The organism is Burkholderia sp. Ac-20365 (genome assembly GCF_017104715.1).
Taxonomy (GTDB): Bacteria; Pseudomonadota; Gammaproteobacteria; order Burkholderiales; family Burkholderiaceae; genus Paraburkholderia.
In genome coordinates this window covers 12,324-34,573 of the sequence record NZ_JAAGPI010000042.1, presented here as the reverse complement: position 1 = coordinate 34,573, position 22,250 = coordinate 12,324, and the positions used below count along the sequence as shown (strand labels likewise).

The following is a 22,250-nucleotide window of genomic DNA, read 5'->3' as shown; positions in this document are numbered from 1 at the left end:
CATCTGCATGTCATGCGCGATCGATGCCTGTGCCAGCGAGAATCCGACGGCGCACACCGTCGCCCATTTTTTTAAAGCATCCATTTGAGTTCTCCGTAGAAGGTGCGGCCCGGATAGGGGTGGAAGACGTAGTAGCGGCGGTCCGTCAGGTTGTCGATGCCGACCGACGCCAGCCAGTGCTTGCCCATCTGATAGCGCGCCTTCACGTCGATCACGAAGAACGAACTGGTGCCGCCATAGACATCGGGATTGATGTCGCTGTTATCGAGCGTGTTGTACTGGCGGCCCGAGTAGCGCATGCCCACGCTGCCCTGCCACTGCTGGGTGAAGTGGTAGTTCGCGAGCAGATTCGCCCGCACGACGGGAATACGCGGGAAGCGCTTGCCGACATACGACGGATTCGCCGAGTCGGCGAGAATCTTCGAGTGGGTCGCGCTCACGTTGGCGTCGAGATCGAGCCCGTGCAGCAGCACGTTCTGCCCCGAGAACGCCAGTTCGACGCCGCGCACGCGCACGCGGTCGACGTTCGAGATGTTGGTGACCGTCGTCGAGCCGCTGACAGTTGTCTGGCTATAGATCGAATCGCGCAGATCGCTCTGGAACACGCTCGCCCGCACGACGCCCACGCCGACATCGCGTTCCGCCGTGAAGTCCCAGTCGATCGCCTTCTCCGGTTTCAGGCCGGGATTGTTGTTGACGATCGCGTTGTTGGAAATCGTTCCCTGAAACAGCTCGGCGACGCTCGGAAAGCGCGTGCCCGTCGCGAACGACAGGCGAAACAGCCAGTCCTCCGTCGCCTGCCATTGCACCGACGCTTTCGGCGACAGCGCGTTCGCGCTGCGGTCCGCATAGCCGAACGTCGACGACGCGTTGCCGAGCGCGCCGTCGTACGCGTCCCAGCGCTCGTAGCGCAGACCGAGCGTCGCCAGCCAGCCGGGCGCGAAACGCCACGCGTCCTGGCCGTACAGCGCCTGCGTGCGCGTGTCGCCGCGATAGGTGCTGGCGAGCGTCGACGGCGAGCCGTTGAGCCAGTCGGGCGTGTTCCAGGTTTCGTTGCGCAGGAAGTAGTTGTCGTAGTGATAGCCGACGGTGAGCGCATGCCCGGCGTACGACGGCGACTCGGCTTTCAGGTCGAAGGTGCGCCAGCCGGTGCCGTCGCCGTAGAAGATCGTGCCGGGGCCGCCGCTGTACGCGGCTGGCGGCGCCGTCGTCGACGAACGCAGCGTGTCGCGCGACACGTCGTATCCAGACACGATGCCCGAGAGCTTCCAGCCCGAATCGAGCCGCGCGTTCAGGCCGAACGCGTAGAGCCAGTTTTCCTGATCGCCGTTGGCGGGCGAAAACGCGGTCGGCGAGATCGTGTAGTTCTTCCCGCCGATCGTCACGTTGCCCGTGTAGACGGGATTGCCCGCCGCGTCGGTCAGGAACGTCTGCGCGCGGTCCTTGTAGTGGTTTTCCCAGTGGCCGAGCGTGAGCGTCGCGTCGACGTGGTCGGTGATCGCGTAGCCCATGCGCACGCTTTCGTTGATCTGCTCGGTGCGCTCCATCATCTGCGGGCCGACGATCACGCGTGGCTGGCCGGTCGGGCCGATGTCCGTGGCCGCGCCCGTCACCGCGACGGGCGCACCGAGCTTCGCGTTGTACGTGCTGTTCGGGCTCGCGTACTGCAACGGCTGGCTGTTGTTCTCGAGACGGTCGAGCGTCAGCGAATACCAGAAGCGGCCCACGCGATCCGCGATATGTGCCGTCTGATGATTGCCGCCGAAGTTGTCCGAGAAGCCGTAAGCATCGTCGTAATGCTGTGTGAAGAACTGCGTATCCAGCGACGCCTCGAGTTTCTCCGGCTTGCGCGTCGTGATCTGCACCGTCGAGCCGATCGAGTTGCCCGGATACAGCGCCGAGAACGGACCGTAGAGCACCTCGACCTGCGCGATATCGTCGGGTGCGATCAGCGACCAGCGCGGCGGATACGCGTAACTCGAGCCCAGCAGGTTCGACAGCAACAGCCCGTCGGCATAGACGAGACCCCGGGCGCTTTGCAGCTCGTTGAAGTCGCGGCCGGCGAACACCGAGTTGCGATCGCCCGTGAAGCGCTTGCGCACCATCACATTGGGCATGTATTTGAGCGCGTCTTCCGTGTTGACGATGTTGCGCGCGTCGATCTGCTCGCGCGTCATGCTTTCGACGACGCCGGGCGTGTTGGGCGCGAACGCGGGCGCGGCTCGCGCGGCCGTCACGCTCACTGCCTGCAATGTATTGGCAATGTCCGTCAACGAATTAGCGGAACTGTTCGTTACAGAAGAATGGGAGACCGAAGTATCGGACGCTGAAGAAGCGGTAGCGGCACGATCGGTCGTACTTTCGTCAGCCCATGCTGGCTGAGCGGCGAACACTGCCGCGCACGCAAACGAAAGTGGCGTGCGTGCGGACAGCGCAGCGGAAACGATGCGCATGAAGAATCCTGGAAACGTGATCGACGACGCCATGCCGACGCGCATGTCTTCCCGTTCAATCGTGACGAACGACACGACAGACGAACGGCCAGACACGCGCGTGCATGACGGCCCGCCGCCCGCTACGTCATGACGACGTCAGGCGCGAACGGACGGACTGGCTGGGAACAGCTTCAGATCGACGTGACAGGTGGGGCGCGAGGCTGTGCGACGCGTACGCTGCGGCGCACAAAGACGGCTTCCGGTTCGGTGGCTTGCGCGTAGGCGAGCGTACGAACGGGAGGCGTGACGAACGGGACTCTCGCGCCAAGCGCGAAGTTGGCAGCGAAGCCCGGACAGTAGACACAGTGGGGAGCGACGAGGTGCGTCTTCGACGTGTTGTCGTGCGAACCATTCAGGTCGATGACGACATTCTGCGCACCGGCCGCGTGACAGAGCTCGACAGAAAGCGGGCCTTGAGCGCCCGGCGCACGCGCATAGCCGATGACAGGCGACAGTACATTAAGTACCAGCGCCAGCCATACGAGACTGATCCAGCGTGTCGAACGTGTCATCGCGACTTGGGAAAATTTGAGCGCGCAGTATAGCAAGCGGCCGCGAGACGGTGTTTAGAGGTACTGCAATACAGACAATCGTTAAATTCTAAACAAGGTGTTTCGTTCCCTGGGACCATGTGCCGTTTAAGCAACACAGACCGTGCCAAAACATCGGCTATGTGCGGCAGCGCTGGTGTGGTGCGCGTTCAGAGGGACATAATGAATTCGTAAAGGAGAAAGATCATGGATACCAAACCGCCGAAGATTCCGACCCCCGACAAGGTGTTTTGTCCGGATCCGGAACCAGCAGGCGTTGAGTTTTTGGGCGCAGAACTGCCTGAGCATGTTCGCGCGTTCTTCGACGAACAACGCAAGTCGTGCGATCCGAAGTAACCGTCGTTGTGTGCATTGCAGCATCGGGGTTCGCGCAGCGAATGCTTGCGCGCAGTGTTGACGCGCGCCTGTGCGCTTCCTTCATCGTGGCGCAGCATCAGTGCGCGCGCACGTTTCAACAAGGCTCGCAGCTGACTTCGTTCTGCTGAACGCCGGCTCACGACGCGTCAATGTGTCGCGCTCGCGCACGCCTGCTCGCGGCTGCACGCCACCGCTTCTCTCCTTCGCTGTCCTGCCGTTCGCTGCGCATGCAACACGCATAGTCGTGCGCTTCGTCTATTCTTCTGTCTTTTCCTTTACCTCGTGCAGCCGAATGCTGCATCACGTTCAATGACCCGTCCGCATTTCATCGGCGCGCTTGGCGCGATCCTGGTCGCTTCCACCCTCGCCTTCACGCCGGTGTCGGCACGCGCTGACGGCGACGACACCGCGCTCACGAATCTGATTGCACTGGTGTCGCAACGGCTGTCGCTTGCCGAGCCGGTCGCGCGATACAAGTGGGCGCATCGTCAGCCGATCACCGATACGCCGCGTGAGCAGGCCTTGCTCGCCGACGTCGAAAAGCGCGCGGCGCGCGCGGGTGTCGACCCGGCGTTCGCGCACGAGTTCTTCCAGGATCAGATCGATGCGAGCAAGGATGTGCAGAACGCGCTGTTCGACTCATGGCGCACGACGCGGCCGCCCGAAGGCGCAGCACCCGATCTCGCGACGAGTCTCAGGCCGCAGCTGGACAAGCTGACGCAATCGTTGATTGCCGGGCTCGCGCGTGTGCAGACGCTGCGCGCGCAGGACGATTGCCCGACCCGCGTCGCGCGTGGCATCGATAACTGGAAATCGCTCACGCGCTACGACAACACCCGCAACGCTGCGCTGACGCGCGCGCTCGGGCATGTGTGTGAATCGGGCGGAGTCGGGGCGACGGGCTAGGCTGCGTCGGCGGGCGCTGCGGCGAGGCTGGCGCTTGCAGCTGTGTCGACGGCCGGCCGGCTGAGCGGCAATACGCGCAGTCCGCGCGCGAGGTGCGACTGGAGAACGCGCCACGTCGACAGTTCGAACGGGCCGGGGACGCTCGTCGCGAGTAGCGTCGCGGCTTCGGCGAGCGACGGTGCGTGCCCGAGATAACGCCATCGGTCGACGACATGAAAGACGCGCTCGCCTTCGGCGGCGTCGCGCTCCTCGAACGTGATCGCGCCGTCATGCGGCCAGGGAGCATCGACGGGATCCGCGCGACTCACGCGCGGCACGCGGTTATTCGGCGGACGAAGCTCGGCGATCATCTGGGCTTCAGCGAGCAGCGCGCCAATCTCGCCGCCGGTTGCGCGCCATTCGACCCGGCGCACCTGCTGCGCAAGCTTCATCTCTTTGGACGAACGGCGCTCGCCCGTCAGATGCGCCCGCAGACGCTGGCGCACACGCACACTGCGCCCGACATACAACGGCGCGTCGTTCTCGCCATAGAACGCATACACGCCACAGCCGGCGGGCGCGGTATCGAGCAGATCTTCGGTGATGTCGCCTGCGACACGGAAACGGCGCATGGTCTTGTCGATTTGCGCGCGCAGCACGTCAATGGGAACGAGGCCTGGAAGACGTTGCCAGAACTGCCAGATGAGATCGGCGTCGGCGAGCGCCCGGTGGCGATCCGACGGCACCAGCGCGTGCCGCTCGACCAGCGCATCGAGGCCGTGACGCTTTTCCGCGGGGAAAAGCGCGCGCGACAGGCGCACCGTGCACAGCATGTCCGGATTGAACGCAAAGCCGACGCGCTGGAACTCGCTGCGCAGAAAGCCGCGATCGAAGTTCGCGTTGTGCGCGATGAACAGCTTGCCGTCGAGCCGCGCGAACAGCTCCGGGGCAATCGATTCGAACGTGGGTGCGCCGCGCACCATGGCGTCGGTGATACCTGTCAGCTGCTGGATGAAAGGCGGGATCGGCTGGCCGGGGTCGACGAGCGTCGTCCATGTGGACGCGCCATCCGGACCCACTTCCACGACGCCGATTTCCGTGATTCTGTGAACGCCGACGGAGCCGCCCGTCGTCTCCAGATCGACAAAAACGATAGGCACATCGAGGGCCGGCTCAGACAGAAGCAGTTCAGACATGAGGAAAACAGTGGGATGCGTGACTTTGCACAAGTATGCCCTATCGGCGACGGGCAATGCGCGGACAGTTCAGATCCATGGGAAATGGCGCACGATCGCCCGGGCGGCGGCTGCATAAAAAGCATATCCACCTTATCGCCATAAATAAATCAGCAATAAGGGATTACGATAATATGACAGTTTAATGTCCAATCAGAATGAAACCGACCGGACGCAGTCGATTCGCATTTTCCCTTTTCAATCAGGCTCAAGCACGAATTAATTTAGAAACCACCTGCAATAAAAAACCCCCGCCAAGCGAGGGTTTATCCTTAGAGCCAGCGGCCCGAGCGCGCTTTAAAGCGGCTGGATGTTCGCAGCCTGCTTGCCCTTCGGCCCAGCCTTCACGTCGAACGACACGCGCTGGTTCTCCTTCAGCGACTTGAAGCCTTCCGCGCGAATCTCCGAGAAGTGCGCGAAGAGGTCTTCGCCGCCCGCGTCGGACGTGATGAAGCCGAAGCCTTTAGCATCGTTGAACCATTTGACGATACCCGTTTCCATGTTCCACTTTCCTCGATTTGATATGACAAGCAATGCAATTAAATTAAATGCCGTTCGCGATCCGCGATTTCGAGAACCGGAATATGCGCGTTGCACAATTAAAGTTCCGCCATCGAAAATCCAGCAGGGCATTTATACGGGCAAGCGCATATAGGCGTCAAGCGGTTTCAAATCGAAACCTGGATGCTCGTCAAAACATTGTTAAAGCGAACGCTGAGTCGGGATTTAGTCAGCTTTAATGAACCGCATCGGTCTGAATTGCCGATACGACAGACAAGATTGAATAATTGTGAGGAAAGTTTTCCGGGATGTAACAAATCGTGTCTTTCGTAAGTGTTTTCACGACTTGTTAAGGTGAACTGTGAGCCTCAACATTTCAGACAGCAGTTTGCAATCGGAGAAATGCCATGCTGTTCAGCTCCCTTCGCCGCCTCGCCGCGCAACTGTTCCAATCCACGAAGGGCGCACCGCTCCCCGACCCGATGTGGCACGGCGATCACTGGCAGAACCTGCTGTCTTCCCCAATGGACGCGCGTCATTACGTGATCGAAGATTGGAGCCTGACGCCGGGACTTGAATTCGCGCCCGTTGGTCCGGACGGAAGGCATCAGTAATTCAAAGAAGGGAAAAAGCAGGCAAAAAAAAGCGCGACTCTTGCGAAGTCGCGCCGACAAAGGTTTGGAGATCTTTTTCGTCAACGAAAAAGTCTGCTTCGAAAAGCAGAGATTTCAGTATAGCGCTCGATGCCAATTTGATTAGCCGCGACTCTCGCAATCTACTATTGCAGACGTGGCAACAATCGCAATTCAACTATTTTTGCGTTGTTTTCGTACGTCATTTCATGTCGTAATTGAACAACGCGCAAAGGTTGACACCATAGCCCGCCACGAGCCAATCGGCCGGAAAGCCTTTATCAATAAGGCTTTCAGCGTTTATCCCAATAATTTCCTCTGCGGTAATACTTTATTGCGGAATTCGGAACGGCCATCAGGCGTACCGCGTCTCTACACTTTGCCTACCCGGAAACGAACGCACGTCGGTCACCGTGCGTTGTTCACGCGACTTTGCCCTCTCGCAGCACTCGCGTGAAGTTTCCTTCAAGCCTGGGTTTCCAAAACCCATCCTGTTCTCGGAGTTACAAAGATGAAAAAGACTCTCATGGTCGCGGCCCTCACGGGCGTATTTGCAACGGCTGCGCATGCGCAAAGCAGCGTCACGCTGTACGGCCTGATCGACGCCGGCATCACCTACACGAACAACCAGCACGGCCACAGCAACGTCCAGATGACGAGCGGTTCGGTGAACGGCAGCCGTTTCGGCCTGCGCGGCGCTGAAGACCTCGGCGGCGGCCTGAAGGCAATCTTCACGTTGGAAAACGGCTTCGGCATCAATGACGGCACGCTCAAGCAGAACAGCCGTCTGTTCGGCCGTCAGGCATTCGTCGGTCTCGCAAGCGACCAGTACGGTTCTGTGACCCTGGGCCGTCAATATGACAGCATGGTCGACTACGTCGGCCCGCTGGCACTGACGGGCACGCAATACGGCGGCACGCAGTTCGCTCACCCGTTCGACAACGACAACCTGAACAACTCGTTCCGCGTCAACAACTCGGTCAAGTACCAGAGCGCGAACTACGCTGGCTTCAAGTTCGGCGCGTTGTATGGCTTCTCGAACCAGGCTGACGGCTTCGCGAACAACCGTGCATACAGCGCGGGCGCGTCGTACAGCTTCGCTGGCTTCAACCTGGCTGCTGCTTACCTGCAACTGAACAGCAACGGCGCAACGGGCGCACAAGCTGCATTCAACTCGGGTGGCGCAATCAACGGCGACAACACGTTCTTCGCTGGCCGCCAGCAAACGTGGGGCGCAGGCGCAAACTACACGTTCGGCCCGGCAACGGCTGGCCTCGTGTACACGCAAACGAACCTGTCGAGCCTCGCAGGCATCGGCGCAGGTGCTTCGGGCGTGACGGGCGGTGTTGGCCTGAACGGCTCGAGCGCACACTTCCAGAACTTCGAAGCAAACGCACGTTACGCACTGACGCCGGCTCTGAGCGTCGCTGGTTCGTACACGTACACGCGTGCAAGCATCGAAGGTCAACGTCCGCACTGGAACCAGTTCAACCTGCAGACGGCTTACGCGCTGTCGAAGCGTACCGACGTGTACCTGCAAGGCGAATACCAGCAAATCAGCGAAAACGGTGTTGGCCTGAACGCCGACATCAACGGTCTGGCTGGTTCGGGCAACGAGAAGCAAGTTGCTGTGACGGCTGGTCTGCGTCACCGCTTCTAAGCATCAGCAGTATTTGCAGCATGAAAAAGGCGCCGCTTGCGGCGCCTTTTTTTCGTCTGGGCTCCGGCGTTCTGCCGCGCCTTTTTGTGCGCAGCAGCTACGCCTCCTCTTCCTCACGCGTCGGATAGGCGACGTCGACCACATCGATCGGCTGCGGCCCGGCAGGCGTATGCAAGGTCACCTGATCGCCGATCTTCGACTTCAGCAGCGCCCGCGCGATGGGTGAAATCCAGCTGACGTGGCCCTCATCCAGATTCACCTCGTCGATACCGACGATCCTCACCGTATGCGTCTCGCCGTCTTCCGTCGCGTACTCGACAGTCGCGCCGAAGAACACCTGATCCGTGCTCTCCTGACGGCTGCTGTGCACGACCTCGGCCAGATCGATGCGCTTGGTGAGAAAACGGATACGCCGGTCGATTTCCCGCAGACGGCGCTTACCATAGATGTAATCGCCGTTCTCCGACCGGTCGCCGTTGGAAGCCGCCCACGACACCAGCTTCACGACCTCCGGCCGCGCCTCGTCGATCAGGTGCAGCAGTTCGTCCCGCAAACGCCGGTAGCCGGCAGGCGTGATGTAGTTCTTCGCGCCCGCGGGCATGTCGGGTTGCGCGGCGTCGAGATCGTCGTCGTTCTCGTCAGTCGATTCTTTGACAAAGGCTTTGTTCATAATGGTTCGGCGTTGAGGCGGACATCCAGATATCTAGCGTACATGATACGGCTGTTGTCACAAATTTCCGGGTTGCCCCTTCCCTTTTTCTGAGACCTTGCTATAATCTCATTTCTGCGTGCGGCTGTAGCTCAGTTGGATAGAGTACTTGGCTACGAACCAAGGGGTCGTGGGTTCGAATCCTGCCAGCCGCGCCACTTTTTTCGAGGGCCTTCCTCCTGGAAGGCCCTTTCGTTTCACCGGGGCGAATGCAAGCAGTAAGCGTCACCCAAGCAGTTCAAGTTTAGCGTGCGGCTGTAGCTCAGTTGGATAGAGTACTTGGCTACGAACCAAGGGGTCGTGGGTTCGAATCCTGCCAGCCGCGCCACCCATGAAGGGCCTTCCGATCGGAAGGCCCTTTGTCTTTCTACCCTTCCCCTCTCCGTTTGTTCTCTGGCTGCGGCTTCAACGCGGCGCTGACTTGATATCGCCGATCTCGCCATCCGGATTGGGCATATCGTTCTCGATTCCCACCGACCACTGCTCGCCAATTGGCGTCGCCCGGGTTCCAAACAGCGATTGGGGCTGACGCACGACGTCATCTACGGTATCGCCGAACTGGCTGATCACGAACGCCCTCAGAAGCGCGATACGCAGCGATTCGCCATGCGCGGATACCGTCTTGTGCCCGCCCTCGAAATCCGCGACGCAATGCGCCGCGCCGTCACGCGTGCGCTCACGTACTTCGAGCCGTTGTGCGCGCTCCAGCACCACGGCGGCAGCTTCCCACGAAGTAGACGGCGTGAAGCGCCCATCCCACGGACGACCGCGGTCGTTGCCGCGTATCGAGACGACGCGACCGCTATCGGTAAAGTGGATTTCGCGCACGAAGTCGTGCAGGCTGCGGGCGACCCAGTAGTCGAGCGCCAGATCGGAGAGATCAGCTACGTTCATCGTGTTGTTCCTGTGGACAGGCAGAGGCTCGAACGCGCCACGGGAAAACGACGCACCCGCCTCTCAACTTCGATTTCAGTAATCGGCGCGCTCGCGATCGATCCGCATGCCGCCGTCATGATGACGATGCCCTTCTTCGCTCGGCCGTTCGCGCGCGATGCGCATCACGTCGAGGTTGGTCCGCACGCGGCGCATCACGTTGGCCAGATGCACGCGGTCGCTGACCTGAATGACGAAGCGCAGCACCGTCGATTCCTGCGACTGGTCTTCGTCCATCGCAATGTGGACGATGTTCGCGTCCGCGGACGTGATATCCGCCGCGACGCGCGCGAACACGCCCTTGGTGTTCTTGACCAGCACCTTGACCGCGACGTCGAACAGGCGGCCCGGCTGCGGCGCCCACGCGACGTCGATCCAGCGGCCCGGATCGCGCCGGTGAATGCGCTGCGCGACGCGGCAATCCGTCGTATGGATCGCCATGCCGAGACCGATGCCGATGTAGCCCATGATGTTGTCGCCGGGAATCGGCCGGCAGCATGCTGAAAGCTGCACCGACATCCCTTCTGTACCCGTGATGACGACCGGCGGCGCATTCGACGTGCTGTGCTCGGAACGCGGATGATCGTCGTCGCCTTCGTGGCCGTCGCGGCCGTTCATCAGCACTTCGATACGCTTGGCCATCACAGCCGCAACACGCCGGCCGAGACCGATATCCGCGAAAATTTCCTGACGGTTCTTGTTGCCCGTCCACAGCACGAGCTTGTCCCACACTTCTGGCGTGACATCCGACAGCGCGAGACCATAGCCCTTCAAAGACTGGTCGACGAGACGTTCGCCGAGCTGCACCGACTCGTTCAGGCGCATCGTCTTCAGATAGTGGCGGATCGCCGTACGCGCCTTGCCCGTGCGCACGAAACCAAGCCACGCGGGATTCGGTTTCGAATACGGCGCCGTAATCACTTCGACGATATCGCCGCTCTTCAACTCGGTACGCAGCGGCAGCAGTTCGTTGTTGATCTTCACCGCGACGCACTGGTTGCCCAGGTCACTGTGGATCGAATACGCGAAATCCAAAGCCGTCGCGCCGCGCGGCAGCGCCATGATCTTCGACTTCGGCGTGAAGACATAGACGGCGTCCGGGAACAGGTCGATCTTGACGTGTTCGAGGAATTCGCTCGAATCGCCAACTTCGCTCTGAATGTCGAGCAGCGATTTGAGCCACTGATGCGCGCGCTTCTGCACATCGTTCAGATCCGCGCCGCCGTTCTTGTACAGCCAGTGCGCGGCGACGCCCGCTTCCGCGATCTCGTGCATCTTGCGCGTGCGCACCTGGAACTCGATCGGCGCGCCGAACGGGCCGACCAGCGTGGTGTGCAGCGACTGATAGCCGTTGACCTTCGGAATCGCGATGTAGTCCTTGAACTTGCCCGGCACCGGCTTGTACAGCGCATGCAGCGCCCCGAGGCACGTATAGCATTCGAGCGGGCTTTCCACGACCACGCGGAAGCCGTACACATCCAGCACCTGGGAGAACGACAACTGCTTGTCGCGCATCTTCTTGTAGATGCTGAAGATGGTTTTCTCGCGGCCCGTCACTTCGGCATCGAGCTTCGCGTCCGAGATAGCCCGCTGCACCGATTCGAGAATCTTGCCGACCACTTCGCGACGATTGCCGCGCGCCGCCTTCACAGCCTTCTCGAGCGTGGCGTAACGGTGCGGATTGAAGTTCGCGAAGCTGAGATCCTGCAGTTCGCGATACGTATTGTTCAGGCCCAGCCGGTGCGCGATCGGCGCGTAGATATCCAGCGTTTCGCGCGCGACACGGCGGCGCTTTTCCGGCGGCACGGCGCCGAGCGTGCGCATGTTGTGAAGCCGATCCGCGAGCTTCACGAGTATCACGCGGACGTCGCGCGCCATCGCGAGCAGCATCTTGCGGAAGTTTTCCGCCTGCGCTTCCTCGCGGCTGCGGAATTCCATCTTGTCCAGCTTCGACAACCCGTCTACCAGTTCCGCGACCTTCGCGCCGAAGCGCTCCGCGAGTTCGGTCTTGGTCACGCCCTGATCTTCCATCACGTCGTGAAGGAGCGCGGCCATGATGGACTGCGCGTCGAGCTTCCACGCCGCGCACGTTTCCGCGACGGCAACAGGGTGCGTGATGTAGGGTTCGCCGCTTTGACGGTATTGCCCGAGGTGGGCTTCGTCGCTGAAGTGGAACGCGGCTTTGACTTCCTTGATCTCTTCCGGGCTCAGATAGCCGGACAGCGCAGAAGTCAGCTTGGCGATGGAGACGACATCATGCCGGCGCGGCTGCTCCGGCGTGGCGGTCGGCCCGAACAGATGGCGAAACGATTGTTCGAGGACCGCGTCGATGTACTTGCGTGCAGACGATGGCGAATCGCTATCGTGTTCCTGGGCAGCATGGTCCACTTCCGTGGCGGATGGCGAGGGATTGGTGCTCATGGTCGCCTCCGTGTCGATAGTGCCGTCTGCACGCGTAGGGTTGTGTTACACGACGATCAAACGATGAAGCGTGCCTTAGACAGGCACCTTCTTCAGCATTTCAACGCCAACCTGACCAGCCGCGATCTCGCGCAGCGCAACGACCGTGGGCTTGTCGCGGCTTTCGATTTTCGGCGTGTGGCCTTGAGCGAGCTGACGTGCGCGATACGTTGCAGCGAGCGCCAGTTCGAAACGATTCGGGATCTGTTTGAGACAGTCTTCGACGGTAATGCGGGCCATGTTGAAAATTCCTTCTCTGTATGTTGGTTATTCTACCTTATGTCCTTGCGACCTCGCCCGTATCATGCGTGCGGCAGGTGGATGCCGAGCTGCATGAAGAGGTCCGTGTGGCGCGCGTATTGCGATGCGAAGCGCGAGCGCGTCGCCGACACGAGGCATTGCAGTTCAGCGAGCGCACGATCGAAGTTTTCGTTGATCACGACATACTCCGCTTCCGCTGCGTGCGCCATCTCGCTGCCCGCTGCGAGAAGACGTCGCGTAATCACGTTCGGCTCGTCCTGGCCGCGCTTCTTCAGACGCTCTTCGAGCGCTTCGAGCGACGGCGGCAAGATGAAAATTTCGACAGCATTGCGGAACTGCTTCTTTACCTGCTGCGCGCCCTGCCAGTCGATTTCGAGCAGCACGTCATGGCCGCTTTTCATCTGCTCTTCGATCCACACGCGCGAGGTCGCATAGTAGTTGCCGTGCACTTCCGCGCTTTCGAGAAACTCGCCCGCGTCGTGACGTTGAAGGAAATCTTCGACGGTCGTGAAGTGATAGTGCTCGCCGTCCTGTTCCTTCGGACGCGGCTTGCGCGTGGTGTACGAAATCGACAGTCGAATTGCCTGATCACGCGCGAGCAGCGCGTTGACGAGCGTCGACTTGCCTGCGCCCGACGGCGCGACGACCATGAACAGGTTGCCCGGATAGACACCTGCGTACGGATTGCGCGGCGCGCCTTCGCGCTTCGGTTCGGCTTTAGGTTCGGTCATGCTGGTGAGACTCCCGTATTACTCCAGGTTTTGTACTTGTTCGCGCATCTGCTCGATGAGCAGCTTGAGCGTCATCGACGAATCGGCGAGTTCCTTCGCGGCGGCCTTCGAGCCGAGCGTGTTCGCTTCGCGGTTCAGCTCCTGCATCATGAAGTCCAGACGCTTGCCGACCTTGCCGCCCTTCGTGATGACATGGCGCGTTTCGTTCAGGTGCGCGGTGAGGCGCGACAGTTCTTCCGCGATGTCGATGCGAATGCCGTACATCGTCACTTCCTGACGGATGCGCTCGGCGATCTCTTCGCGCGACACGATCGTCGCCGACTGGTCCGGCGCGGCGATACCGAGCGCTTCCTGCAGACGTTCGACGATCTTCTGCTGATGCTTGGCAATCAGTTCCGGCACGAGCGGCGTGATGCGCGTGACGATCGCTTCCATCTCGCTGACGTTGTTCAGCAGCATCGTGGCGAGTTGCGCGCCTTCGCGCCCGCGCACATCGATCAGATCCGTGATCGCCTGCTTGCCGCATGCGAGCACGGCATCACGCAGCACTTCCGGCGACACGCCGCTCTCGGCCAGCACGCCCGGCCAGCGCAGGATTTCACCCGTGCGCAGACGGCCCGCATCCGGAAACGCTTCGAGCACCGAGCGCTCGAGTACGGCGAGCTGTTCGAGTGCGTCGCGGTTGAGCGCGCCTGCGTTCGCCGACTGCTCGCTGCGCTGCAGGTTGATACGGATATCGACCTTGCCGCGCGACAGCTTGTTCATCAGCATTTCGCGCAGCGTCGGTTCGCACACGCGGACGTCTTCCGGCATCCGGAAGTTCAGATCGAGAAAGCGCGAGTTCACCGTGCGCAGTTCGACGGACACGCTGACGCCGCCGTTGCCCGATGCCGCTGCGAGTTCGCGCGTGGCGCTCGCATAGCCAGTCATACTGTAGATCATGATAGGTCTCGCGATTGTGGTCGCGCGAACGTGGGAAAGTGGATCACATCGCACGACCAGGGATTCGAGTCGCCCGGCGTTTACGAGACGCGAGGCGGGGAACGCGCATTATCCCATTTTTGCCGACGACACCCGCCGGACGCGGCCTTCGGGTAAGCCCGGGAGCACCGCCGTTCTCACGTGCTCGAACATGCGCTGCTGATCGACGCGGTTGCCATAGCGCATCGCGTTGAAGCGCGCGGGCGGCCGCGCGGCGATCGGCGGTAAAATTGCAGTTTCCTTCCGCCCTCTCTTCCCCATTCTCCGACGATGAACGACATCACGAAACGCCCCAGCGGCCGCGCCGCCGACCAGCTGCGCGACGTGCGCATCACGCGCCATTACACGAAGCACGCGGAAGGCTCCGTGCTGGTCGAATTCGGCGATACCAAGGTGATCTGCACGGCGAGCGTCGCCGAAAGCGTGCCGCCGTTCCTGCGCGATCGCGGCCAGGGCTGGCTCACGGCCGAATACGGCATGCTGCCGCGCGCCACGCATACGCGCAGCGACCGCGAAGCCGCGCGCGGCAAGCAGACGGGCCGCACTCAGGAAATCCAGCGCCTGATCGGCCGCGCGCTGCGTTCGGTGTTCGACCTCGAAAAGCTCGGTGCGCGCACCATCAATATCGATTGCGACGTGATCCAGGCCGACGGCGGCACGCGCACGGCGAGCATCACGGGCGCCTTCGTCGCCGCGCACGATGCGGTCGCGAAGCTGCTCGCGACGGGCCGCATCGAAAGCTCGCCGATCAACGACTACGTCGCGGCGATTTCGGTTGGCGTATTCGACGGTCTGCCGGTGCTCGATCTCGACTACGACGAAGACTCGCAGTGCGATACCGACATGAACGTCGTGATGACGGGCGACGGCGGCTTCGTCGAGATTCAGGGTACGGCCGAAGGCGTGCCGTTCTCGCGCGACGAAATGAACAGCCTGCTCGATCTCGCGCAGAGCGGCATCGCGACGCTGATCGCGAAGCAGAAGGAAGCACTTGGAGTTGAAGGGTGAGTGAACGACAGGACAACGCGCGACAGGACAACGCGCTGTGCAAGATCGTGCTCGCGTCGAACAACGCGGGCAAGCTGCGCGAGTTCGCGGCGCTGTTCGGCACGGCGGGGATCGAGCTGATTCCGCAAGGCGCGTTGAACGTGCCTGAGGCGGAAGAGCCGCATCCGACGTTCGTCGAGAACGCGCTGACGAAGGCGCGTCATGCATCGAAGCTGACGGGACTGCCCGCGCTCGCCGACGATTCCGGCCTGTGCGTGCGCGCGTTGCGCGGTGCACCGGGCGTCTATTCGGCGCGTTACGCGCAGCTTGCGGGCGGCGAAAAGAGCGACGCGGCGAACAATGCGCGCCTCGTCGAACAACTGAAAGATGTGAGCGATCGCCGCGCGTATTACTTCTGCGTGCTCGCGCTCGTGCGCCATGCGGACGACCCCGAGCCGCTGATCGCCGAAGGCCGCTGGCACGGCGAGATGCTCGACGCGCCGCGCGGCGCGAACGGCTTCGGCTACGATCCGTACTTCTTTTTGCCAGCATTGAACGCGACGGCGGCCGAACTCGATCCGGCCGTGAAGAATGCGAGCAGTCATCGCGCGATTGCGTTGCAGCAGTTGTTCGCGCGGCTGAAGGAGGAAGCGTGAGCCAGGCATCGACGACGGGGGCCCGAGTGGTCCAGGCATTCTCATCGCCCGGCAGCATCCGTCTGACTTCACTGCCGCCGCTCGCGCTTTACGTGCACTTCCCGTGGTGCGTGCGCAAGTGCCCGTACTGCGACTTCAACTCGCACGAATCGAAAGGCGGCGCGTTCCCCGAAGACGATTACCTCGACGCGCTGCGCAGCGACCTCGAACAGGCGCTGCCGCTCGTGTGGGGACGGCAGGTGCATACGGTGTTCATCGGCGGCGGAACGCCTAGTTTGCTGTCGGCGAAAGGGCTCGACCGGCTCTTGTCGGACGTGCGCGCGCTGCTGCCGCTCGATGCCGACGCCGAGATCACGCTCGAAGCGAACCCCGGCACGTTCGAAGCCGACAAGTTCGCGCAATTCCGCAAGAGCGGCGTGAACCGGCTGTCGGTTGGCATCCAGAGTTTCAACGAAGCGCATCTGAAGGCGCTCGGCCGCATTCACGATTCAGCGCAGGCACGCCATGCCGTCGAAGTCGCGGCAACGACCTTCGACAACTTCAATCTCGACCTGATGTTCGCGCTGCCGAAGCAGACGTTGGCGGAATGTCAGGCGGATATCGAAACGGCGTTGTCGTTCGCGCCGCCGCATCTGTCGCTGTATCACCTGACGCTCGAACCGAACACGCTGTTCGCGAAGTTTCCGCCGCCGCTGCCCGACGACGATTCATCCGCCGACATGCAGGACTGGATTCACGAGCGCACGCGCGAAGCGGGTTACGGACGTTATGAGGTGTCGGCGTATGCGAAGCCGCATCGGCAGAGCAAACACAACCTGAACTACTGGCGTTTCGGCGACTATCTCGGCATCGGTGCGGGCGCGCATACGAAGCTGTCGTTTCCGAATCGCATCCTGCGGCAGATGCGTTTCAAGCATCCCGCCACGTTCATCGAAGAAGCGCGTTCGGGCAATGCGGTGCAGGAAGAGCATGAAGTCGGCGCGCGCGATCTGCCGTTCGAGTTCATGCTGAACGCGCTGCGGCTGGTGGAAGGGTTTCCGGTGCATCGGTTCATCGAACGAACGGGACTGCCGATGACGTCGATCGAGCCCGCGCTGCAGGAGGCAGAGCGCCGTGGGCTGATCACGCGCGACTTCGAGAAGATCGCGCCGACGCCGTTGGGCCAGGCATTCCTCAATGATCTTCAAGAACTCTTTTTGAAGGATTCGTAATCGGCTGGCAGGTTTGTTTTCCGTCGCGGTAGCGTTCCAGGTTACAATTTCCGGCTCGGAGGGTTGGCAGAGCGGTTGAATGCACCGGTCTTGAAAACCGGCGAGGCTTTACGGCCTCCGTGGGTTCGAATCCCACACCCTCCGCCAGATTCTCTTATGCACGTTTGCGCTCTGCTTCAGGCAAACCTTCAGGCAAACGTCGCGTCTCGCGAAAACTTCCTCTACATTTCGTCCGTGTCGCCCAGACCGCGAGATCATCGCGCTTGGTCACGTTAGCGTTCATCACCAGCACATCGCGCGCTACCCCTCACATCGGTAGCAACGATCATTGAATCGCAACACGCATCGTCTACGATGAAGATACATCTCGCGTGCGAGTTAATGCGATGTCCACCCTCTCGCTTTCAGGCCGCATCACCCCAACGTTCAGGCGAGCAGCGGCACTCGCTCTTGCGCTCCTCGGCGCCGGCTGCAGCTTCACCGTAACGCCTCCGCCGAATGCCGCGGCCGTCGCGCCGCCGCCTGCCGCGATCAACAGCCAGTCGCTCGACCAGTACCGCTCGGCGGTTGCGCAACGTATCCTCGAACGCAACCCGTCGTATGTGCTGCGCGGCAATCCGCAGGCGATGCTGCGCTCGCTCGTTGTGGTGTCGTTCGTCGTGGATCGCAATGGACAGATCGTCGCGTCGAACGTGTTTCGCACAAACGGCGACGACGAAGCGGAGAGCACGGCGCTCACGACCTTGCGCCGCTCGGCGCCCTTGCCTCTGCCGCCGTCGAAACTGCTGAACGCGAAAGGTCAGGTCGAACTGTTCGAAGACTGGCTCTTCAACGACAACGGCAAGTTCCAGCTGCGCACCTACGCGTCGCCGCAGGCACAAACGATCGATTGAAACCTCGCTCGATGCCCCGGCGTTTCCGAACGCCGGGCCACGTAAGCGAACCTGCACACGGCGCAGTGCATCACGCGATGCGTGCGCCTTGCTGCACGTCACCCGCCCTCGTTATAATTTTTTAAATATCTGCCGGATTCTCTGGCCTTTGCTGCGCGCCGCAAGCTCACCCGCCCGCCCCGCGCAGCCCGACCGTCACGTGCCGCGCCACCCGCGCGCGCGTCCGCCCGGATTGCATCGTGCTGCGCCGCTTCGCCTTTCTCGACGTACACGGCGTATAAGCCCGTCAGCACTTTGCAATCTGTCGACTCGTTGCGCATGCAACGTCTCGCGTCGCAAGTCCGCCCGCATTACCGTTCGCCCTGAAGTCCGCACGATTGCGCGCGCACCCGCTTCGCACCACACTTAAACACACAAAGGCGCACCGCCCGCCCCGCGGCTGCGTCACGACATCTGGAGACCCTGCATGTCCACCTCACCCCTTTCCAGCGCCCAGCCCGGCGCCGGACACAAGAGCAGCGCGTCGCGCGTGATCTTCGCGAGCTTCATCGGCACTGCAATCGAGTTCTACGACTTCTACGTCTACGCGACGGCCGCCGCGCTCGTCATCGGCCCGGTGTTCTTCCCGCACGGCTCGGCAACTGCCCAGGCGCTGTCGGCGTTCGTCACGTTCGGCATCGCGTTCATCGCGCGGCCTATCGGCTCGTTCCTGTTTGGTCACTTTGGCGACCGCATCGGCCGCAAATCGACGCTCGTCGCGTCGCTGCTCGTCATGGGCCTGTCGACGACGCTGATCGGCTTCGTCCCCGGCTACGATTCGATCGGCAGTCTCGCGCCGATCCTGCTGTGCGTATTGCGCTTCGGCCAGGGCATCGGCCTCGGCGGCGAATGGGGCGGCGCCGCCCTGCTCGCCACCGAGAACGCACCCGCCGGCAAGCGCGGCTGGTTCGGCATGTTCCCGCAGCTCGGGCCGTCGATCGGCTTTCTCGCCTCCAACGGCCTGTTCTTCGGCCTCGCGCTGTCGCTGTCCGATGAGCAGTTCCGCAGCTGGGGCTGGCGCGTGCCGTTTATCGTCAGCGCGGTGCTGGTTGCGCTCGGCCTGTACGTGCGCCTGAAAATCGCGGAAACGCCGGCGTTCCAGGCGGCGATCGACCGTCAGGAACGCGTCCGCGTGCCCGTCGCGACGCTGCTCAGCCGCCATCTCGGTCCGGTGATGCTCGGCGCATTCGCGATGGTCGTCTGCTACACGCTGTTCTATATCTCGACGGTGTTCTCGCTGTCGTACGGCGTATCGGCGCTGCATATCTCGCGTCAGAGCTTCCTCGGCATGCTGTGCGTCGCGGTCGTCTTCATGGCGCTTGCGACGCCACTCTCCGCATGGGCCAGCGACCGTTTCGGCCGCAAGCCGGTGCTGATCGTCGGCTGCATCGCGGCGATCCTGTCGGGCTTCACGATGGCGCCGTTGCTCGGCAGCGGCTCGACTCCGCAGATCCAGCTGTTCCTTATCATCGAGCTGTTCCTGATGGGCGTCACGTTCGCACCGATGGGCGCGTTGCTGCCCGAGCTGTTCCCGACCAACGTGCGCTACACGGGCGCGGGTGTCGCGTACAACCTGGGCGGGATCCTGGGCGCATCGGTGGCGCCGTACATCGCGCAGATGCTCGCGGCACAGGGCGGTCTGTCGTGGGTCGGCATGTATGTGTCCGCTGCCGCCGTGCTGAGCCTCGTCGGCGTCATGTGCATGCGTGAGACGCGTGACGCACAGCTGATGTAAGCCATCCGTCGTTCGCACGAGTCAGAAGCAGAACGGCCCCGGCGCGATGCATTGCGCCGGGGCCGTTTTGTTTTCGAGAGACTTTCAAAGCTGGCTCACCGCTCCAGGACCCGCGAAAGCTTGAGTCGGGACCAACGAAAACAGGGAAACTCCCTTGCTTGTGCGCCTTTTTGACATGCCTATACTCGAGTCAAAGCGCTCGCATCAAAGCAGGTCAAACAGGCGGTCAGGCAGCCACGCTGCCGGGGAGGCGTCGATGAACTTTCATTTGAGCAACGCAGATGTCGTCGTCATCATCGCGCTGGCGCTACTCGGTTCGTTGCTGCTTGCATTGCGCTTCAAGCCGGCGAGCTGGAAAGGGATCGTCGTCGAAGCCGTATTTGCCAATGCGGCTGCCATCGCCGCCGTCGTCGCCTTCGAAATACTGATGGCCTGAGCGACCATCAGCACCCGTCGCCCGATCAGCGGTAGTAGTAGCCGTGATGGTGATAGCCACCGTCCGGTACCACGATACAACCGCTCAGCGATGCCGCCAGCAGCGCGCCCGTCACCACAGCCAAGATCAAGCGTTTCACGTTCTTCTCCCTTTTTGAGTCAGTGTCGTTTTATTCGAGCGAACCCCGAATGACCTCGATTGAACACGAACCTGACAGGGGCGACCGTTGCAATTTGTAAGCATCCGCCGGGCTTGTGTTACACGCGCAGAGCACCGCGCGGCGCGGCGAACCGTCGACATCACGCACAGACGGCATGACTTGGGGCGAGTCGGAACGCATGAGGACCGCCTGTAGCGCTTTGGCGGGCCTGGCTTCGAAGGATTGAGAACGTGTCGCAGCGCTGGCGCCGCCGGGACGCGCCAAACGCGTTACCGAAAGCCGAAACAAAAGCGACAGTTTTAACAGGCGTGTAATGGACGCGAACCGTAGCGCGGGCGCGCAGTACCACGGCGAACATCCATCGTTCGCACATCACGGTCGAGGAGACACGCGGACACGGCGCGCAGCGTCACCGCAGAAAACGAATAAAAAAGTCGAAAAATGTTTGAACTTGTCCACATCCGTGCGGTCTCTACGGATGTTGTACCGGTTTGTTCTGCAGGTTTCCTCTCGGTCCGCGCGCTTCAGGCGCGGGCTTTTCAGAGGCGTCTCGCGACGGCGTCCCGAAATTGGACGAACTGCGCGTGCGCCTCTTTTCTTTTTTCTACGGTTCCGCCCGCTTGCCCTGCGGCCTCAGGCCGCTGCCATCGACGCGCCCTTTCCATCAAGGCCCAGCGGATCGGCATGCACGTGATCGATGGCGGCCAGCGCCTCGGAAATGGGCGGCACCGAGTTGCCATCCCCAATCGATACCGACCGGAACGGCACGTTGTTGCCGAACGTTTCCCGCGACGTCGCGATAAAAATCATTACCGTGCGCTTGCCGAGCGCATGCGCCAGGTGGACGAAGCCCGTATCGACGCCGATCACGAAGTCCGACGCTGCAATGACCTGGGCGATTTCCGTGACGCTCAGCTTCGGCAGCAAGTCCACGCCTTCCACCTGATCGGCGATCGCCATTCCCTCGCTGCGCTCGGCGGGCGATCCCCACGGCACGACCACGTAGAAGCCCCGCCGCACCAGTTCTTGCGCGATCGCGATCCAGTGCGACGCGGGCCACTTCTTGTCGTCCTTGGAGGCCGCGTGGAACAGCATCGCGAGCGGCCGGCCGCCCGTTTCGACGATCGGTTTGGCGGGCGCGGGAATATGCAGGTTGTAGTCGGCGGGGCCGTCGAGCGAATAGCCGAGCGCCGTGCTGACGGTGTCGCGCATTCCGCTCCACGCGTTGCGGTCGAGCGTCGGCGCAAAGCGGCCGTTATAGGCGAACGCAGCGCCGCGCTCACCAAGATGCTTGTTGCGATAGCCGAGACGCTTGCGGGAACGCGACAGGAACGAAATGATCGCGCTCTTGTAGACACCGTGAATATCGAGCGCGACGTCATACCGGTGCGCGCGCAATTCGCCGATGGACTGCGCGATCGCCTTGAAGTCCGCCCAGTGGCGCGCCTTCTTGAAGCGGCGCAGAGGCGCCGCCAGCACGCGGTCGGTGCCGGGATTCCAGCGGGCGATTTCCGCAAAGGACTCGTCCACCGCCCAGTCGACCTCGACGCCGGGGAACGCACGCTTCAGATCCGATACGATCGGCTGAGCCTGTATCACGTCGCCCATGGAGGTGACCTTGACGATGAGAATTCGCTTCATTGAGTGCCCGATTTGGCTGCTGGGGTGCAATCTGCAATTTTAGCCGACCATCTCGATAATTGCCCGCAAAATGGGCAGCAGCAAATCTTGCCGGAGCTGTT

General features: G+C 61.8%; 22 protein-coding genes and 3 tRNA genes. 14 read left to right on the top strand and 11 right to left on the bottom strand.

Annotated features, from left to right (window positions below):
- Window positions 1-71: 71 nt before the first annotated feature.
- The gene (locus tag G3O01_RS38565) at window positions 72-2,453 is read right to left on the bottom strand and encodes a TonB-dependent receptor (RefSeq protein ID WP_205812543.1); all 2,382 of its coding nucleotides are present in this window, start codon (window positions 2,451-2,453) and stop codon (window positions 72-74) included.
- On the opposite strand from G3O01_RS38565, the gene G3O01_RS45665 reads away from it, so the two are divergent.
- On the top strand, window positions 2,452-2,586 hold the full coding sequence (locus G3O01_RS45665; protein WP_277403084.1) for a hypothetical protein: 135 nt from the start codon (window positions 2,452-2,454) through the stop codon (window positions 2,584-2,586). The two genes, G3O01_RS38565 and G3O01_RS45665, sit on opposite strands and share 2 nt — an antisense overlap.
- A gap of 40 nt (window positions 2,587-2,626) precedes the next feature.
- Here the strand turns inward: G3O01_RS45665 and G3O01_RS38560 are convergent, their stop codons facing one another.
- Window positions 2,627-3,007, bottom strand: coding sequence for a DUF2946 domain-containing protein (locus G3O01_RS38560; RefSeq protein WP_205812542.1), 381 nt, complete (start codon window positions 3,005-3,007; stop codon window positions 2,627-2,629).
- Between the two features lie 225 nt (window positions 3,008-3,232).
- On the opposite strand from G3O01_RS38560, the gene G3O01_RS38555 reads away from it, so the two are divergent.
- Together G3O01_RS38555 and G3O01_RS38550 are read left to right on the top strand one after the other, a co-directional pair.
- A complete protein-coding gene (locus G3O01_RS38555; protein ID WP_205812541.1) occupies window positions 3,233-3,382 on the top strand; it encodes a hypothetical protein in 150 nt (49 codons plus the stop codon).
- Between the two features lie 330 nt (window positions 3,383-3,712).
- On the top strand, window positions 3,713-4,309 hold the full coding sequence (locus tag G3O01_RS38550; protein ID WP_205812540.1) for a chorismate mutase: 597 nt from the start codon (window positions 3,713-3,715) through the stop codon (window positions 4,307-4,309).
- Here the strand turns inward: G3O01_RS38550 and G3O01_RS38545 are convergent.
- Together G3O01_RS38545 and G3O01_RS38540 are read right to left on the bottom strand one after the other, a co-directional pair.
- A complete protein-coding gene (locus G3O01_RS38545) occupies window positions 4,306-5,484 on the bottom strand; it encodes an exonuclease domain-containing protein (protein WP_205812539.1) in 1,179 nt (392 codons plus the stop codon). The genes G3O01_RS38550 and G3O01_RS38545 overlap by 4 nt on opposite strands.
- Before the next feature lie 336 nt (window positions 5,485-5,820).
- Entirely contained in the window at window positions 5,821-6,024 is a 204-nt protein-coding gene (locus tag G3O01_RS38540) for a cold-shock protein (RefSeq protein ID WP_205812538.1), read from the bottom strand.
- A gap of 407 nt (window positions 6,025-6,431) precedes the next feature.
- Here G3O01_RS38540 and G3O01_RS38535 point away from each other — a divergent pair, with 407 nt between their 5' ends.
- The gene (locus G3O01_RS38535; protein WP_205812537.1) at window positions 6,432-6,638 is read left to right on the top strand and encodes a hypothetical protein; all 207 of its coding nucleotides are present in this window, start codon (window positions 6,432-6,434) and stop codon (window positions 6,636-6,638) included.
- A 529-nt stretch (window positions 6,639-7,167) separates the two neighbouring features.
- Window positions 7,168-8,316 (top strand): porin, encoded by a 1,149-nt coding sequence (locus G3O01_RS38530; RefSeq protein ID WP_205812536.1) that lies wholly within the window; start codon window positions 7,168-7,170, stop codon window positions 8,314-8,316.
- 97 nt (window positions 8,317-8,413) lie between these two features.
- Here the strand turns inward: G3O01_RS38530 and greB are convergent, their stop codons facing one another.
- Window positions 8,414-8,986 carry a transcription elongation factor GreB gene (greB, locus tag G3O01_RS38525; RefSeq protein WP_205812535.1) on the bottom strand — a complete coding sequence of 191 codons (573 nt, stop codon included), beginning with the start codon at window positions 8,984-8,986 and terminating at the stop codon, window positions 8,414-8,416.
- A 120-nt stretch (window positions 8,987-9,106) separates the two neighbouring features.
- Between greB and G3O01_RS38520 the strand changes: the two genes are divergently transcribed.
- Both G3O01_RS38520 and G3O01_RS38515 read left to right on the top strand, forming a co-directional pair.
- Window positions 9,107-9,183: transfer RNA gene (locus G3O01_RS38520), tRNA-Arg, on the top strand.
- 93 nt (window positions 9,184-9,276) lie between these two features.
- Window positions 9,277-9,353, top strand: a tRNA-Arg gene (locus G3O01_RS38515).
- A gap of 77 nt (window positions 9,354-9,430) precedes the next feature.
- Here the strand turns inward: G3O01_RS38515 and G3O01_RS38510 are convergent.
- The 5 genes from G3O01_RS38510 to G3O01_RS38490 all read right to left on the bottom strand — a co-directional run bounded on the left by G3O01_RS38510 (window position 9,431) and on the right by G3O01_RS38490 (window position 14,352).
- Window positions 9,431-9,919, bottom strand: a complete 489-nt coding sequence (locus G3O01_RS38510) for a phage protein NinX family protein (protein ID WP_205812534.1) — start codon at window positions 9,917-9,919, stop codon at window positions 9,431-9,433.
- A 75-nt stretch (window positions 9,920-9,994) separates the two neighbouring features.
- Window positions 9,995-12,379: a bifunctional (p)ppGpp synthetase/guanosine-3',5'-bis(diphosphate) 3'-pyrophosphohydrolase gene (locus tag G3O01_RS38505; RefSeq protein ID WP_205812533.1), complete on the bottom strand. Its 2,385-nt coding sequence runs from the start codon at window positions 12,377-12,379 to the stop codon at window positions 9,995-9,997.
- Window positions 12,380-12,454: 75 nt separating this feature from the next.
- Window positions 12,455-12,658 (bottom strand): DNA-directed RNA polymerase subunit omega, encoded by a 204-nt coding sequence (gene rpoZ / locus G3O01_RS38500; RefSeq protein ID WP_006025620.1) that lies wholly within the window; start codon window positions 12,656-12,658, stop codon window positions 12,455-12,457.
- 62 nt (window positions 12,659-12,720) lie between these two features.
- A complete protein-coding gene (gmk, locus tag G3O01_RS38495; protein ID WP_205812532.1) occupies window positions 12,721-13,410 on the bottom strand; it encodes a guanylate kinase in 690 nt (229 codons plus the stop codon).
- An 18-nt stretch (window positions 13,411-13,428) separates the two neighbouring features.
- On the bottom strand, window positions 13,429-14,352 hold the full coding sequence (locus G3O01_RS38490; protein WP_205812531.1) for a YicC/YloC family endoribonuclease: 924 nt from the start codon (window positions 14,350-14,352) through the stop codon (window positions 13,429-13,431).
- A 309-nt stretch (window positions 14,353-14,661) separates the two neighbouring features.
- Here G3O01_RS38490 and rph point away from each other — a divergent pair, with 309 nt between their 5' ends.
- The 7 genes from rph (at window position 14,662) to G3O01_RS38455 (ending at window position 20,348) form a co-directional block, all read left to right on the top strand.
- Window positions 14,662-15,399 (top strand): ribonuclease PH, encoded by a 738-nt coding sequence (gene rph / locus G3O01_RS38485; protein ID WP_205812530.1) that lies wholly within the window; start codon window positions 14,662-14,664, stop codon window positions 15,397-15,399.
- Window positions 15,396-16,034, top strand: a complete 639-nt coding sequence (gene rdgB / locus G3O01_RS38480; protein WP_205812529.1) for an RdgB/HAM1 family non-canonical purine NTP pyrophosphatase — start codon at window positions 15,396-15,398, stop codon at window positions 16,032-16,034. Before rph ends, rdgB begins: the two co-directional genes overlap by 4 nt.
- Window positions 16,031-17,245: a radical SAM family heme chaperone HemW gene (hemW, locus tag G3O01_RS38475; protein ID WP_205812528.1), complete on the top strand. Its 1,215-nt coding sequence runs from the start codon at window positions 16,031-16,033 to the stop codon at window positions 17,243-17,245. Before rdgB ends, hemW begins: the two co-directional genes overlap by 4 nt.
- A gap of 57 nt (window positions 17,246-17,302) precedes the next feature.
- Window positions 17,303-17,392, top strand: a tRNA-Ser gene (locus G3O01_RS38470).
- Between the two features lie 239 nt (window positions 17,393-17,631).
- The gene (locus G3O01_RS38465; protein WP_205812527.1) at window positions 17,632-18,138 is read left to right on the top strand and encodes a TonB family protein; all 507 of its coding nucleotides are present in this window, start codon (window positions 17,632-17,634) and stop codon (window positions 18,136-18,138) included.
- Window positions 18,139-18,604: 466 nt separating this feature from the next.
- Window positions 18,605-19,912: an MFS transporter gene (locus G3O01_RS38460; protein WP_205812526.1), complete on the top strand. Its 1,308-nt coding sequence runs from the start codon at window positions 18,605-18,607 to the stop codon at window positions 19,910-19,912.
- Between the two features lie 256 nt (window positions 19,913-20,168).
- Window positions 20,169-20,348 (top strand): hypothetical protein, encoded by a 180-nt coding sequence (locus tag G3O01_RS38455; protein ID WP_205812525.1) that lies wholly within the window; start codon window positions 20,169-20,171, stop codon window positions 20,346-20,348.
- A gap of 793 nt (window positions 20,349-21,141) precedes the next feature.
- On the opposite strand, the gene waaC is transcribed toward G3O01_RS38455, so the two are convergent.
- The gene (gene waaC / locus G3O01_RS38450; protein ID WP_205812524.1) at window positions 21,142-22,149 is read right to left on the bottom strand and encodes a lipopolysaccharide heptosyltransferase I; all 1,008 of its coding nucleotides are present in this window, start codon (window positions 22,147-22,149) and stop codon (window positions 21,142-21,144) included.
- Between the last annotated feature and the right edge of the window lie 101 nt (window positions 22,150-22,250).

What these genes read in the sequence shown, in the direction of transcription:
- G3O01_RS38545 (WP_205812539.1), bottom strand. Translation starts at nt 5,484, where the DNA reads ATGTCTGAACTGCTTCTGTCTGAGCCGGCCCTCGATGTGCCTATCGTT.
- G3O01_RS38530 (WP_205812536.1), top strand. Translation starts at nt 7,168, where the DNA reads ATGAAAAAGACTCTCATGGTCGCGGCCCTCACGGGCGTATTTGCAACG.
- G3O01_RS38535 (WP_205812537.1), top strand. Translation starts at nt 6,432, where the DNA reads ATGCTGTTCAGCTCCCTTCGCCGCCTCGCCGCGCAACTGTTCCAATCC.
- rpoZ (WP_006025620.1), bottom strand. Translation starts at nt 12,658, where the DNA reads ATGGCCCGCATTACCGTCGAAGACTGTCTCAAACAGATCCCGAATCGT.
- rph (WP_205812530.1), top strand. Translation starts at nt 14,662, where the DNA reads ATGAACGACATCACGAAACGCCCCAGCGGCCGCGCCGCCGACCAGCTG.
- G3O01_RS38540 (WP_205812538.1), bottom strand. Translation starts at nt 6,024, where the DNA reads ATGGAAACGGGTATCGTCAAATGGTTCAACGATGCTAAAGGCTTCGGC.
- G3O01_RS38505 (WP_205812533.1), bottom strand. Translation starts at nt 12,379, where the DNA reads ATGAGCACCAATCCCTCGCCATCCGCCACGGAAGTGGACCATGCTGCC.
- gmk (WP_205812532.1), bottom strand. Translation starts at nt 13,410, where the DNA reads ATGACCGAACCTAAAGCCGAACCGAAGCGCGAAGGCGCGCCGCGCAAT.
- G3O01_RS38550 (WP_205812540.1), top strand. Translation starts at nt 3,713, where the DNA reads ATGACCCGTCCGCATTTCATCGGCGCGCTTGGCGCGATCCTGGTCGCT.
- G3O01_RS38455 (WP_205812525.1), top strand. Translation starts at nt 20,169, where the DNA reads ATGAACTTTCATTTGAGCAACGCAGATGTCGTCGTCATCATCGCGCTG.
- G3O01_RS38460 (WP_205812526.1), top strand. Translation starts at nt 18,605, where the DNA reads ATGTCCACCTCACCCCTTTCCAGCGCCCAGCCCGGCGCCGGACACAAG.
- G3O01_RS38565 (WP_205812543.1), bottom strand. Translation starts at nt 2,453, where the DNA reads ATGCGCATCGTTTCCGCTGCGCTGTCCGCACGCACGCCACTTTCGTTT.
- G3O01_RS45665 (WP_277403084.1), top strand. Translation starts at nt 2,452, where the DNA reads ATGAAGAATCCTGGAAACGTGATCGACGACGCCATGCCGACGCGCATG.
- G3O01_RS38560 (WP_205812542.1), bottom strand. Translation starts at nt 3,007, where the DNA reads ATGACACGTTCGACACGCTGGATCAGTCTCGTATGGCTGGCGCTGGTA.
- greB (WP_205812535.1), bottom strand. Translation starts at nt 8,986, where the DNA reads ATGAACAAAGCCTTTGTCAAAGAATCGACTGACGAGAACGACGACGAT.
- waaC (WP_205812524.1), bottom strand. Translation starts at nt 22,149, where the DNA reads ATGAAGCGAATTCTCATCGTCAAGGTCACCTCCATGGGCGACGTGATA.
- G3O01_RS38555 (WP_205812541.1), top strand. Translation starts at nt 3,233, where the DNA reads ATGGATACCAAACCGCCGAAGATTCCGACCCCCGACAAGGTGTTTTGT.
- G3O01_RS38490 (WP_205812531.1), bottom strand. Translation starts at nt 14,352, where the DNA reads ATGATCTACAGTATGACTGGCTATGCGAGCGCCACGCGCGAACTCGCA.
- G3O01_RS38510 (WP_205812534.1), bottom strand. Translation starts at nt 9,919, where the DNA reads ATGAACGTAGCTGATCTCTCCGATCTGGCGCTCGACTACTGGGTCGCC.
- G3O01_RS38465 (WP_205812527.1), top strand. Translation starts at nt 17,632, where the DNA reads ATGTCCACCCTCTCGCTTTCAGGCCGCATCACCCCAACGTTCAGGCGA.